Here is a 12395-nt window from a genome sequence, read left to right as displayed (position 1 = left end):
CGGCGCGGTCGTAGCCGATGTGCGGCGCCAGCGCGGTGACCAGCATCAGCGAGCGCCGCACGCCTTCGGCCAGGCGCGTCTCGTTCGGCGCGATGCCGCGCGCGCAGTGCAGGTCGAAGCTGCGAGACGCGTCGGCGAGCAGGCGCAGGCTCTGCAGCAGCGCGTGCGCGATCACCGGCTTGTAGACGTTGAGCTCGAAGGCGCCGCTGGCGCCGGCGACGTTGACCGCGACGTCGTTGCCGAACACCTGGCAGCAGGCCATCGTCAGCGCCTCGCACTGCGTCGGGTTGACCTTGCCCGGCATGATCGAGCTGCCGGGTTCGTTCTCGGGGATCGTGATCTCGCCCAGCCCGGCGCGCGGGCCCGACGCGAGCCAGCGCACGTCGTTGGCGACCTTGGTCAGCGCCGCGGCAGCCGTCTTCAGCACGCCGTGCAGGTGCACCAGCGCGTCGTGCGCGGCCAGCGCGGCGAACTTGTTGGTCGCGTCGACGAACGGCTCGCCGGTCGTGCGCGCCAGCTCGGCGGCGACGCGCGCGCCGAACTCGGGGTGCGTGTTCAGCCCGGTGCCCACCGCGGTGCCGCCGATCGCCAGTTCGGCCAGCGGCGGCAGCGCGTCGTCGAGTCGCGCCAGCACCTGCGCCAGCTGCGCGGCCCAGCCCGAGACCTCCTGACCCAGCGTCAGCGGCGTCGCGTCCTGCAGGTGCGTGCGGCCGATCTTCACGAGGCCGGCGAAGTCGCGCGCCTTGGCCTGCAGCGTCGCGTGCAGCGCGGCCAGCGCGGGGCGCAGCCGCTGCACCACCGCCAGCCGCGCGGCGACGTGCATCGCGGTCGGGAACACGTCGTTCGACGACTGGCCGCGGTTGACGTCGTCGTTCGGGTGCACGAGCCGCCGCGGCCCGATCGGCCCGCCGAGCAACTGCGACGCGCGGTTGGCGAGCACCTCGTTGAGGTTCATGTTCGTCTGCGTGCCGGAGCCGGTCTGCCAGACGACGAGCGGGAACTCGGCGTCGTGGCGGCCGGCGACGACCTCGTCGGCGGCCTCGGCGATCGCGCGCGCCTTCGCGGGGTCGAGCCGACCGAGCCCGGCGTTGACGATGGCCGCGGCGCGCTTGACCCGCGCCAGCGCGCCGATAAGCTCGGCGGGCATGCGCTCGGTCGAGATCTCGAACCGCTCGAGCGAGCGCTGCGTCTGCGCGCCCCACAGCCGCCGCGCGTCGACGGCGATGTCGCCGAAGCTGTCGCGTTCGATGCGCCGGTCGTCGGCCATGGCGATCTCCTCGCAGCAGCGCGGGGCGGTGCGCGACGTCGGGCATCATCGCGGCCGCACCCACGGTGAATCGATGAACGCGCAACCCTACTACGTCGTCGCCGTGTTCGCCGTCGTCTACCTGGGCATGATCCTCGGCGGTCTGCCGCGGCTGCAGCTCGACCGCACCGGCGTCGCGCTGCTCGGCGCGATCGCCGTCGTCGGCCCCGGCGTGCTCAGCCTCGAGCAGGCGGCGCAGGCGGTGCACCTGCCGACGATCCTGCTGCTGTTCTCGTTCATGGTGATCTCGGCGCAGATGCGCCTGGGCGGCTTCTACACCTGGGTCACGCGGCGCGTCGCCGCGCTCGACGCGAGCCCGTCGACGCTGCTGGCGGTGGTGATCGCGGTGGTCGCGGCGCTGTCGGCGGTGTTCTCGAACGACATCGTGTGCCTCGCGGTGGCGCCGGTGCTTGCCGACGCGTGCCTGCGCCGCCGCCTCGACCCGGTGCCGTTCCTGCTGGCGCTGGCCTGCGCGGCGAACATCGGCTCGGCGGCCACGCTGATCGGCAACCCGCAGAACATGCTGATCGGCCAGCGCCTGGGGCTCGACTTCGCCGGCTACCTGGTCGAGGCGATCGTGCCGGTGGCGCTCGGCCTGGTCGCGCTGTGGGCGCTGCTGGCGTGGCCGCTGCGCCGCACCGCGCCGCTGCCCGCGCCCGACCCGGCGCGGCTGGCCGCGCTCGAGGCCGAGTACCCGTCGTTCGACCGCTGGCAGACCGCCAAGGGCCTGACGGTGGCCGTGGCGCTGGTGGCGGTGTTCCTGTTCACCGGCTGGCGGCACGACGTCGCGGCGCTGGTCGGCGCCGGCGTGCTGCTGCTGTCGCAGCGCCTGCACTCGTCGCAGGTCATGGGGCTGATCGACTGGGAACTGCTGATCCTGTTCATCGGGCTGTTCGTCGTCAACGCCGCGCTCGAGCACACCGGGCTGACGGCCGACGCGGTGCAGTGGCTGGCCGCGCAGGGTGTGCACCTCGGCGAGCCGGGGCCGCTGTTCATCGTCACGCTGCTGCTGTCGAACCTGGTGTCGAACGTGCCGGCGGTGATGCTGCTGCTGCCGGCGGCCGACGCGGCACACGCCGGGCCGACGCTGGCGCTGGTCAGCACGCTGGCCGGCAACCTGTTCATCGTCGGCTCGATCGCCAACATCATCGTCGTCGACGCGGCGCGCAAACGCGGTATCGTGATCGACTGGAAGCGCCATGCAGCCACCGGCATCCCGGTGACGCTGGCCACGCTGGCGATCACCGCCGGCTGGCTGGCGTGGCGTCACGCTGCCTGAACCCCCGCACCGACGATGGCCATCCGCGAGATCCTGAAGATGGGCGACGCCCGGCTGCTGCGCGTCGCGCAGCCGGTGGCCGCCTTCGACACGCCCGAGCTGCACGCGCTGGTCGGTGACCTGTTCGACACCATGGCCGCCGCCGACGGCGCCGGGCTGGCGGCGCCGCAGATCGGCGTCGACCTGCAGGTGGTGATCTTCGGCTTCGGGCGCAACGCGCGCTACCCCGACGCGCCGCCGGTGCCGAAGACGGTGCTGATCAACCCGACGATCACGCCGCTCGGCGACGCCGAGGAGGAGGGCTGGGAGGGCTGCCTGTCGGTGCCGGGGCTGCGCGGCATCGTGCCGCGCTGGGCGCGCATCCGCTACGCCGGCTTCGACCCGCTGGGCCGCCCGGTCGAGCGCGAGGCCGAGGGCTTCCACGCGCGCGTCGTGCAGCACGAGTGCGACCACCTGATCGGCCGGCTGTACCCGACGCGCATGCGCGACCTGACGCGGCTGGGCTTCACCCGCGTGCTGTTCCCCGAGCTCGATCCGGCCGGCGAAGACTGAGCCGCCGCGGCGGGATGTAAAGCTGTGTGAAGGCGGTCGACGCCGCGGCGGCGCGCGGCGTTGTCGGTAGGTGGACACCCGAGGAGCGTCACGCATGAACGCCTGGCCGTCATCCGCCGCCGCGCGCGGCGCCCCCTGGCGCACGCTGCTGGCCCTGCTGACGCTCGCGCTGTGCGCCACGGCGGCGCGCGCCGACGTGCCGGGGCGCGTCGGCCGGCTGGCCGAGGTGCAGGGCACGGTGTGGGTCGTCGACGCCGACGACGGCAGCTGGACCGAGGCGCTGCGCAACCGGCCGCTGACCGGCGGCGACCGCCTGGCCACCGACGACGGCGCACGCGCGGTCGTGCAGGTCGGCTCGTCGACGCTGCGGCTGGCCGCACGCACCGAGGTCGAGTGGCTGCGCCTGGACGACGAACTGGTGCAGTTGCGCGTGCACGCCGGCAGCGTGGCGCTGCGGCTGCGCAGCGACGAGGTCGCGCGCGAGCACGAGGTGGTCGTCGCGCCCGGGCGCTGGCTGCCGCTGGCGGCCGGCCACTACCGCATCGACGACCTCGGCGACGCCGCTGCGGTGCAGGTACTGTCGGGCGAGGGCGTGTTCGACACGCCCGACAGCCGCAAGACGGTGCGCGCCGGCGAGCGCCTCGAGTTCTGGCAGTCGGGCCAGTCGCCGCAGACCCGCTACGACAGCGTGGCCGCCACGGGCGACGCGTTCGATCGCTGGCTGCGCGAGGCCGACCGCGCCGACGCGGCGCTCGCGGCCAGCCGCTACGTGTCGCCGGAGATGACCGGCTGGGACGACCTCGACCGCCATGGCCGCTGGGACCGCCACCCCGAGTTCGGCGCGATCTGGGTGCCGCTGCACGTCGCACCGGGCTGGTCGCCGTACCGCTACGGCCGCTGGGTGTGGCTGCGCCCCTGGGGCTGGACCTGGGTCGACGACACGCCGTGGGGCTTCGCGCCGTTCCACTACGGGCGCTGGATGATGTGGTCGGGGCGCTGGACCTGGGTGCCGGGGCCGTACGTGCGGCGGCCGGTGTTCGCGCCTGCGCTGGTCGGCTGGCTCGGCGTGCCGGGCAGCGGCGTGAGCCTGTCGATCCAGTTCGGCCCGCTGGTGGCCTGGGTGCCGCTGACGCCGTACGAAACCTACCGGCCGTGGTACCGGCTGCCCCCGCGGCACGCGCCGATCGTCAACCCGTACCCGGGGCGCCCGCCGCGGCGCGACGGGCACGGGCACTCGCTGGTCGGCGTTCCAGGGGCGGTGACGGTGGTGCCGGGGCACGTGCTCGACACGCGGCGCCCGGTGGCCGACCACGCGGTGCGCCGCGTCGACCCCGGCCTGCTGCGCCGACTGCAGCGCCCGCGCGACGACGACGACCGCACGCTGGCGCCGCCGCCGCCACGCCGCGTGGTGACTGCGCCGGGTGTGCCGGGGCGTGCCGTGCCGCCCGGGTGGCCGGGCCCGCGTCGCGACGACCGCGACGACCGCGACGCGCGCGAGCCTCGGCCCGGGCGGGGCGACGACGTCGGTGCCGGCCGCGACCGGCGCCCCGGGGGCGACCGGCGCGACGACCGGCGCGACCGGCCCGGGCAGCCCGATGGACGCAGCGGTCGCGACGACGACGCCGGCCGCGACCGCCGCGACGGCGGGCCGCGATTCGATCGCCGCGACGGCGACGACCGTGGCGCGCGCATCGAGCCGGTGCCGGCTGCACCGGGGTTCGCCGCGCCGGCGACGCCACCGCCTGCGGCACCGCGCGTCGACCCGCGTCCGATGCCACCGGCCGCGACGCCGGCGACGCCGCGCGCCGTGGTCCCGGGGTTCACGCCGCCGGCCACGCCGCCACGCGAACGTGCACCGGCGATGCGCGACGAGCGACGCGATGACCGGCGCGACGACTCGCGACGCGACGCGCAGCGCTTCGAACCGCGCGCGCCGGCGGCGCTGCCGTCCGGGCCGCAGCGCGCACCGCAGTCGGCGATCGTCGCTCCGCAGCGGCCCCCGCCGTCGCCGTTGCCGCCATCGCCGCCGCGCATGGCCGAGCGACCGATGCCGCCGGCCATGGCGCCGACCGTGGTGCCGGCCGCGCCGCCCCAGGCGCCGCCGACGGCCGCACCGCGCGGCTCGATCGGTGCAGTCGGCGTCGAGCGCGCGCCGCAGCGTCCGCCGCCGGGGCTCGAGCGCGAACCGGGGCGCGACCCGGGCCGGGATCCGGGACGGGAAGGGCGCCGGGGCCCGCTCGAACGGCAGAGCGAGCGGTGACGCCGGGGGCGGCCGACCGGTGGCCGCGGCTCAACCGAGCTGGCGGCGCAGCACCGGCCAGACGTTGTCGAGCATGATCGGGTGCGCCTGCGCGTTCGGGTGGATGCGGTCGCTCTGGAACAGCGACTCGGCCTCGGGCGAGTCGGCCACGCCCTTGAGCAGGAACGGCACCAGCGCCGCACCCTCGGCGCGCGCGACCTCGCCGAACAGCGCCGCGAAGTCGTCGGCGTAGCGCCGCCCGTAGTTGGGCGGCACCTGCATGCCCACCAGCAGCACGCGCGCGCCCGCGGTGCGCGCGGCGCGCGCCATCTCGGTGAGGTTGGCGCGCGTCGACGCCAGCGGCAGCCCGCGCAGCGCGTCGTTGCCGCCGAGCTCGATCACCACGTGCGTCGGTCTGTGCTCGGCGAGCAGCGCGGGCAACCGGGAGCGGCCGCCCGCGGTGGTGTCGCCGCTGACGCTGGCGTTGACCACGCGCGCGGCGATCTTCTGCGCGGCCAGGCGCTGCTCGAGCAACGCTACCCAGCCGCTGCCGCGCGCGATGCCGTACTCGGCCGACAGGCTGTCGCCGACGACGAGGATCGTCGCCGGCGCCCGAGCGGCGCGTGCGGGCACCGAGGCCGCCGCCGCGATTGCGAGCGCGACGCCGCTACAGTGCGCGATCCACCGCCGCCGCGCCGGCCGGAACGAAGCCTTCATGACCCCAGACACCGCATCTCCGATCATCGCCGTCGAGCACGTCAGCAAGCAGGTGCGTGACTCGACTGGCACGCTGACGATTCTCCACGACATCGATTTCACCGTGCCGGCACGCGAGTCTGCGGCCATCGTCGGCGCCTCGGGCTCGGGCAAGAGCACGCTGCTGTCGATCATCGCCGGACTGGACGTGCCGACCTCGGGCACCGTGCACCTGGCCGGCACCGACCTGTTCGCGCTCGACGAGGACGCGCGCGCCGCGGTGCGCGCGCGAAACGTCGGCTTCGTGTTCCAGAGCTTCCAGCTGCTGGCCAACCTGACGGCGCTGGAGAACGTGATGCTGCCGCTCGAGCTGATGGGCCGGCGCGACGCGCGCGCGCAGGCCACCGAGATGCTCGGGCGCGTCGGCTTGTCGCAGCGTCTCGGGCACTACCCGCGCGTGCTCTCCGGCGGCGAGCAGCAGCGCGTCGCGCTGGCGCGCGCCTTCGTCGTGCGACCGGCCGTGCTGCTGGCCGACGAGCCCACCGGCAGCCTCGACTTCGCCACCGGTGCGACGGTGATGCAGCTGATGTTCGACCTCAACCGCGAGGCTGGCACGACGCTGCTGCTGGTCACGCACGACCGCGAGATCGCCACGCGCTGCGACCGCCAGCTGCACATCGAGGCGGGGCGGCTCGTCGCCGGCTGAGCGTCGCGCAGCCGCAGCGCTTCACGCGCCGCGGCGGCACGCGTCACTGGCCGAACTTGAAGTCGGTCTTGGCCTTGTCGCGCAGCGACTGCTGGTACTGCTGCATCTTCACCTGACCGATCTGCTGCTCGATCTGCGGCCGCACGTCGTCGAAGGCCGGGAACTGCGCGTCGCGCGTGTCCTCGAGCCTGATGATGTGCCAGCCGAACTGCGTCTTCACCGGCGCGTCGGTCATCTGGCCCTTCTGCAGCCTGGCCAGCGCCTGGCCGAACTCGGCGACGTAGGCGTCGGGCTTGGCGAAGTCGAGGTCACCGCCGTTGGCGGCCGAGCCGGTGTCGGTCGAGTGCTTCTTGGCCAGTTCGTCGAAGCTGGCGCCGCCCTTGATCTGCGCGATCAGCTTCTTCGCCTCGTCCTCTGCGGCGACCAGGATGTGGCGCGCGCGGTACTCGGTGCCGCTGGCCTGCGCCTTGAACTTGTCGTACTCGGCGCGCGCCTCGGCCTCGGTCACCGGGTGGTTCTTCTGCCAGTCGGCGAACAGCTCGCGTATCAGGATGGTCTGGCGCGCCAGCTCCATCTGCGCCTTGTAGGCCGCGCCCTGCGCGATGCCGCGGCGCTCGGCCTCCTGCGTGAAGATCTCGCGCAGCACGACTTCCTCGCGCGCGCGCGCCTCGAGTTCGGGCGTCACCGGCTGCTGGCCGCCGCGCGTGGCCTGCTGCAGCAGCGTGTCGACGCGCGCCTTGGGCACGGGCTTGCCGTTGACGATGGCGACGTTCTGGGCCTGGGCGGGCAGCCAAAGGGCCAGCGCGACGCTGGCGAGCGCCAGGCGCGTGGCGGACAACTTCGGGTTCATGGGGGCAGGGGCCTTTCGCGGACGTGGGAAGCGCCGGTCGACGGCGCAGGGAGGCAGATTCGGCGGCAACGGGCGTGCGGCGGACGCGGAACCGGAGACGTGCGTGGACGGTGGCGTCGGCGCCGCTTCAGCCCTCGTCGGGGGCGCGCGCCTCGATCGCCAGCGCGTGGATGCCGGCGGGCATCAGATCGCGCAGGGCATCATACACAAGGCGATGGCGGGCCACGCGCGCATGGCCGGCAAACGCCGCGGCCGTCAGGCGCACCGTGAAGTGGCGGCCCTCGCGCGCGCCGGCGTGGCCGGCATGGCGGTGGCTGTCGTCGACGACTTCCAGCCGCAGCGGCTCGAAGCGGCGCTGCAGCGCGTCGTGGATCTGCTGGGCACTGACCGGCATCGCGGGGTGGGTCTCGAGCGACGTGCGCGGCGAAGGGGTGGCGGGCCGGCCGATCAGGTGCGATTCGCCGGCGCGTCGCCGCTGCGCCGGCGCGACACCAGCGGCGACTGCGCCAGCGTGAACACGAGCAGCAGCGCGATGCCGCCGAACACCTTGAACGGCTGCCAGATCTCGTCGGGCACGCTGTAGGCGACCCACAGGTTGAGCAGGCCCATGACACCGAAGAAGCCGACCCAGATCGCGTTGAGCCGCTGCCACGCGGCGTCGGGCAGCTCGAGCCGGTGGCCCAGCAGCATGCGCAGCAGGTTGCGCCCCAGCACCACGCGCGCGAGCCACAGCGCCAGCCCGATCATCCAGTACATCGCGCTCGGTCGCCAGGCGTCGAAGGCGGGGCCGCGCAGCCCGATCGCCGCCACCGCCAGCAGCGTCACCAGCACCAGCCCGGCGACCAGCGCCGGCGTCGCACGCCGGCCGCGCCAGCGCTGCCAGCCGAAGTGCGCGAACACCGCCATCACGCCGACGGCGGTGGCCAGCACCGCCGGCGCCTCGCGCGAGCCGACCTCGACGGCCACCGCACTGCCGATCGAGTCGTCGCGCCACGTCGACGTGGTCGGATGAGCGTCGGCCCAGGCGAGCACGGCGACGAACAGGAAGACGGGAAGCAGGTCGACCAGGGTTCTCATCGCGGCTCGAAGTCTATCGAAGCCGAGTTGATGCAAAAGCGCTCGCCGGTCGGCGCGGGCCCGTCGTCGAACACGTGGCCCAGGTGCGAGCCGCACTGGCGGCAGCGCACCTCGACGCGCACCATGCCGTGGCTCTCGTCGAGCACGCGCTCGACGCGCGCGTCGTCGACGGCGCGCCACCAGCTGGGCCAGCCGCAGCCGGCGTCGAACTTGGTGCCGGCGTCGAACAGCGTCGTGCCGCAGCCGATGCACTTGTAGCTGCCGTCGGCGAAATGGTCCCAGTACTTGCCGCTGAAGGCGCGCTCGGTGGCGGCCTGGCGCGCGATGCGGTACTGCACCGGGTCGAGCTCGGCGCGCCACTGCGCGTCGGTCTTGCGCACCGGGTATCGCGCGTCGTCGATGGGGTGCGGCGGTTCGATCGTCGGCTTGTCCACGGGCAGGTTCCGTACGCCGCGCGCGGTGGGCCGGCGCCGGCGGGTGTGCGCCCATTGTCGGGCCTGCGCCAAAGGCTGCAAGCGGGTTGGGGAGAATCACGTGTTGCACCGCGGCAGGCGCGCTTCGATACTGCGCGCCCGGGCCGCGGCCGCCGGCCGACCGCCCGCCGCTGTCACCAAGGAGACTTCCATGCTCGGTCTGATGCAAGACCAACCGCTGCTGATCTCGGGACTGATCGAGTTCGCCGCCCGCCACCACCACGACGGCGAGATCGTCTCGCGGCGCGTCGAGGGCGACCTGCACCGCTACACCTACCGCGACGCCGCCGCGCGGTCGCGGCGCGTGGCCAACGCGCTCGACCGGCTCGGGCTGGCGTTCAGCGACCGCGTCGCGACGCTGGCGTGGAACGGCTACCGTCACTTCGAGCTGTACTTCGGCGTCGCCGGCAGCGGGCGCGTCGTGCACACCATCAACCCGCGCCTGGCGCCCGAGCAGATCGTGTGGATCGCCAACCATGCCGAGGACCGGGTGCTGTGCTTCGACATGACCTTCCTGCCGATCGTCAAGGCGGTGTGGTCGAAGTGCCCGACCGTCAGGCAGTGGGTGGCGCTGTGCGACGCCGACGCGCTGCCCGCAGACACCGGCATCGACGGGCTGGTCAGCTACGAGGCGTGGATCGGCGCCGAGAGCGACGACTACGCCTGGCCGCAGTTCGACGAGCGCAGCGCCGCGGCGCTGTGCTACACGAGCGGCACCACCGGCAACCCGAAGGGTGCGCTGTACAGCCACCGCTCGACGATCCTGCACGCCTACGGCGGCGCGCTGCCCGACGCGCTGGGGGTGTCGGCGCGCGACAGCATCCTGCCGGTGGTGCCGATGTTCCACGTCAACGCCTGGGGCATCCCGTACAGCGCGGCGATGACCGGCGCCAAGCTGGTGTTCCCCGGCGCGGCGCTCGACGGCAAGTCGGTCTACGAGCTGATCGAGGGCGAGAAGGTGACGATGGCCGCCGGTGTGCCCACCGTGTGGCTGGGGCTGCTGACGCACATGGCGCAGCACGAGGTGCGCTTCTCGACGCTGCAGCGCACCGTGATCGGCGGCTCGGCGTGCCCGCCGGCGATGATCCACACCTTCAAGGAGCGCTACGGCGTGACCGTGCTGCACGCCTGGGGCATGACCGAGATGTCGCCGCTGGGCACCGTGTGCCACCTGAAGAACAAGCACCTCGGGCTCGACGCCGCGCGGCAGATGGACGTGCTCGTCAAGCAGGGCCGCGCGGTGTTCGGTGTCGAGATGAAGATCGTCGACCCGGCGGGCAAGGAACTGCCGTGGGACGGCCGCCAGAGTGGCGACCTGCTGGTCAAGGGCCCGTGGATCATCGCCGGCTACTTCAAGGGCGAGGGCGGTGACCCGCTGCGCCACGACGCCGACGGCGACTGGTTCCCCACCGGCGACGTCGCGTCGATCGACGCCGACGGCTTCCTGCAGATCACCGACCGAAGCAAGGACGTGATCAAGTCCGGCGGCGAGTGGATCAGCTCGATCGACGTCGAGAACATCGCGATGGCGCACCCGGCGGTGGCGATGGCGGCGTGCATCGCGGTGCCGCACCCGAAGTGGGACGAGCGCCCGTTGCTGGTGGTGGTGAAGAAGCCAGGCGCCGAGGTCACGCGCGACGAGCTGCTCGCCTTCTTCGAGGGCAAGGTGGCCAAGTGGCAGGTGCCCGACGACGTCCAGTTCGTCGACGCGATCCCGCTGGGCGCGACCGGCAAGATGCAGAAGATGAAACTTCGCGAGCAGTTCAAGGACTACAGGCTGCCGAACGGCTGAGCGGCCTGTCCCACCCGCGACAGGGTTTCGGGGTAGTTCCCGACCCCCAAGCGCGGGCGCTTCCGCTACCGTCCGCATTTGGTTGCAGTGCGTCAATTTCAGGAGACGGCGATGGACTTCAAGAGAAGGTGTTTCGGGCTGGCGCTCGGCGTGTCGCTGGCGCTGGGCAGCACCGCGGTGTTCGCGCAGAAGGGCGAGACGGTGAAGATCGGCTGGATCGACCCGCTTTCGGGCATGCTGGCCAACATCGGCCAGAACAGCCTGAAGACCTTCCAGTACATGGCCGAGAAGGTCAGCGCCAACAACCCGGCGGGCGTGAAATTCGAGATCGTGTCGTTCGACAACAAGCTCTCGCCGCAGGAGAGCCTGACCGCGCTGAAGGCGATCACCGACCAGGGCATCCGCTACGTGACGCAGGGCAACGGCAGCTCGGTGGCCGGCGCGCTGATCGACGCGATCAACAAGCACAACGAGCGCAACCCCGGCAAGGAGATCGTGTTCCTGAACAACGCCGCGGTCGACCCCGACTTCACGAACAGCAAGTGCAGCTTCTGGCACTTCCGCTTCGACGCCGACACGTCGATGAAGATGGAGGCGCTGACGTCGTACATGAAGGACGAGAAGAACGTCAAGAAGGTCTACCTGATCAACCAGAACTACTCGCACGGCCACCAGGTGGCGAAGTACTTCAAGGAGTCGCTGGCGCGCAAGCGCCCCGACGTGCAGGTCGTCGGCGAGGACTTGCACCCGCTGGGCCAGGTGCGCGACTTCGCGCCGTACGTCGCGAAGATCAAGGCCTCGGGCGCCGACAGCATCGTCACCGGCAACTGGGGTTCGGACCTGTCGCTGCTGATCCGCGCGGCCAAGGACGCCGGGCTCGACGCGACCTGGTACACCTACTACGGCGGCGCCAACGGCTCGCCGTCGGCGATCGGGCCGACGATGGACGGCAAGGTCAAGTTCGTCTACATCGGCCACTCGAACATCCCCGAGCTCGGCGCCTGGATGAAGGAGTACAACCAGCGCTTCAAGGACGACCTGTCGCTGCTGTCGACGGTGCACGTGCTGCCCATGCTGGCGCAGGCGATGGCCAGGGCCAAGAGCACCGACCCGGTCAAGGTCGCCAAGGCGATGGAAGGCCTGACGATGAAGAGCTTCTCGGGCGACGTGACGATGCGCGCGGCCGACCACCAGCTGCAGCAGCCGCTGTACATCGCGAGCTGGCGCAAGATCACCGACCCGGCGAAGCAGTACAACGTCGAGGGCACCGGCTACACCTGGGTGCAGGAGCGCGTGTTCGAGCCTTACGTGTCGAGCACGCCGACGTCGTGCCAGATGAACCGCCCGGCCTGATCGACCCGCTGCGCATCCGCGCGCGCATCGCGCCGCGCCGGGCCCGCCGGAGGGCTCCCTCCGACGGGCCTT

General features: G+C 72.7%; 12 protein-coding genes. 6 read left to right on the top strand and 6 right to left on the bottom strand.

Features of this window, described 5'->3' with window-relative positions:
- Positions 1–1267 (bottom strand): class II fumarate hydratase (gene fumC, locus PKC53_RS15155; protein WP_324430065.1); only part of this gene is annotated, 1267 nt, incomplete at its 3' end.
- Between the two features lie 73 nt (positions 1268–1340).
- On the opposite strand from fumC, the gene PKC53_RS15150 reads away from it, so the two are divergent.
- From PKC53_RS15150 to PKC53_RS15140, 3 genes are all read left to right on the top strand, one after another.
- Positions 1341–2585 (top strand): anion transporter, encoded by a 1245-nt coding sequence (locus tag PKC53_RS15150; protein WP_324430063.1) that lies wholly within the window; start codon positions 1341–1343, stop codon positions 2583–2585.
- Positions 2586–2600: 15 nt separating this feature from the next.
- Entirely contained in the window at positions 2601–3137 is a 537-nt protein-coding gene (def, locus tag PKC53_RS15145; protein WP_324430062.1) for a peptide deformylase, read from the top strand.
- Positions 3138–3231: 94 nt separating this feature from the next.
- Entirely contained in the window at positions 3232–5397 is a 2166-nt protein-coding gene (locus PKC53_RS15140; RefSeq protein ID WP_324430060.1) for a DUF6600 domain-containing protein, read from the top strand.
- Positions 5398–5427: 30 nt separating this feature from the next.
- Here the strand turns inward: PKC53_RS15140 and PKC53_RS15135 are convergent, their stop codons facing one another.
- The gene (locus PKC53_RS15135; protein WP_324430058.1) at positions 5428–6093 is read right to left on the bottom strand and encodes an arylesterase; all 666 of its coding nucleotides are present in this window, start codon (positions 6091–6093) and stop codon (positions 5428–5430) included.
- On the opposite strand from PKC53_RS15135, the gene PKC53_RS15130 reads away from it, so the two are divergent.
- Complete coding sequence (locus PKC53_RS15130) at positions 6092–6778, top strand: ABC transporter ATP-binding protein (protein ID WP_324430056.1); 687 nt, start codon at positions 6092–6094, stop codon at positions 6776–6778. The two genes, PKC53_RS15135 and PKC53_RS15130, sit on opposite strands and share 2 nt — an antisense overlap.
- A 43-nt stretch (positions 6779–6821) precedes the next feature.
- On the opposite strand, the gene PKC53_RS15125 is transcribed toward PKC53_RS15130, so the two are convergent.
- From PKC53_RS15125 to msrB, 4 genes are all read right to left on the bottom strand, one after another.
- Entirely contained in the window at positions 6822–7628 is an 807-nt protein-coding gene (locus PKC53_RS15125; protein WP_324430054.1) for a peptidylprolyl isomerase, read from the bottom strand.
- A 127-nt stretch (positions 7629–7755) separates the two neighbouring features.
- On the bottom strand, positions 7756–8022 hold the full coding sequence (locus tag PKC53_RS15120) for a BolA family protein (RefSeq protein WP_324430052.1): 267 nt from the start codon (positions 8020–8022) through the stop codon (positions 7756–7758).
- 53 nt (positions 8023–8075) lie between these two features.
- The gene (locus tag PKC53_RS15115) at positions 8076–8705 is read right to left on the bottom strand and encodes a septation protein IspZ (RefSeq protein WP_324430050.1); all 630 of its coding nucleotides are present in this window, start codon (positions 8703–8705) and stop codon (positions 8076–8078) included.
- Complete coding sequence (gene msrB, locus PKC53_RS15110) at positions 8702–9139, bottom strand: peptide-methionine (R)-S-oxide reductase MsrB (protein WP_324430048.1); 438 nt, start codon at positions 9137–9139, stop codon at positions 8702–8704. Before msrB ends, PKC53_RS15115 begins: the two co-directional genes overlap by 4 nt.
- A gap of 190 nt (positions 9140–9329) precedes the next feature.
- Here msrB and PKC53_RS15105 point away from each other — a divergent pair, with 190 nt between their 5' ends.
- Positions 9330–10970, top strand: a complete 1641-nt coding sequence (locus PKC53_RS15105; RefSeq protein WP_324430046.1) for a 3-(methylthio)propionyl-CoA ligase — start codon at positions 9330–9332, stop codon at positions 10968–10970.
- A gap of 111 nt (positions 10971–11081) precedes the next feature.
- Positions 11082–12323, top strand: coding sequence for a branched-chain amino acid ABC transporter substrate-binding protein (locus PKC53_RS15100; RefSeq protein ID WP_324430044.1), 1242 nt, complete (start codon positions 11082–11084; stop codon positions 12321–12323).
- Positions 12324–12395 lie beyond the last annotated feature (72 nt).

The sequence above is a fragment of the Azohydromonas sp. genome (genome assembly GCF_035325925.1).
Taxonomy (GTDB): domain Bacteria; phylum Pseudomonadota; class Gammaproteobacteria; order Burkholderiales; family Burkholderiaceae_C; genus Calidifontimicrobium.
Note: the sequence above shows the minus strand (reverse complement) of the source record. Positions and strands in the feature narration are given on the sequence as shown.

Coding starts and splice junctions, on each gene's coding strand:
- PKC53_RS15150 (WP_324430063.1), top strand. CDS start 1,341: ATGAACGCGCAACCCTACTACGTCGTCGCCGTGTTCGCCGTCGTCTAC.
- def (WP_324430062.1), top strand. CDS start 2,601: ATGGCCATCCGCGAGATCCTGAAGATGGGCGACGCCCGGCTGCTGCGC.
- PKC53_RS15140 (WP_324430060.1), top strand. CDS start 3,232: ATGAACGCCTGGCCGTCATCCGCCGCCGCGCGCGGCGCCCCCTGGCGC.
- PKC53_RS15130 (WP_324430056.1), top strand. CDS start 6,092: ATGACCCCAGACACCGCATCTCCGATCATCGCCGTCGAGCACGTCAGC.
- PKC53_RS15135 (WP_324430058.1), bottom strand. CDS start 6,093: ATGAAGGCTTCGTTCCGGCCGGCGCGGCGGCGGTGGATCGCGCACTGT.
- PKC53_RS15125 (WP_324430054.1), bottom strand. CDS start 7,628: ATGAACCCGAAGTTGTCCGCCACGCGCCTGGCGCTCGCCAGCGTCGCG.
- PKC53_RS15120 (WP_324430052.1), bottom strand. CDS start 8,022: ATGCCGGTCAGTGCCCAGCAGATCCACGACGCGCTGCAGCGCCGCTTC.
- PKC53_RS15115 (WP_324430050.1), bottom strand. CDS start 8,705: ATGAGAACCCTGGTCGACCTGCTTCCCGTCTTCCTGTTCGTCGCCGTG.
- PKC53_RS15105 (WP_324430046.1), top strand. CDS start 9,330: ATGCTCGGTCTGATGCAAGACCAACCGCTGCTGATCTCGGGACTGATC.
- PKC53_RS15100 (WP_324430044.1), top strand. CDS start 11,082: ATGGACTTCAAGAGAAGGTGTTTCGGGCTGGCGCTCGGCGTGTCGCTG.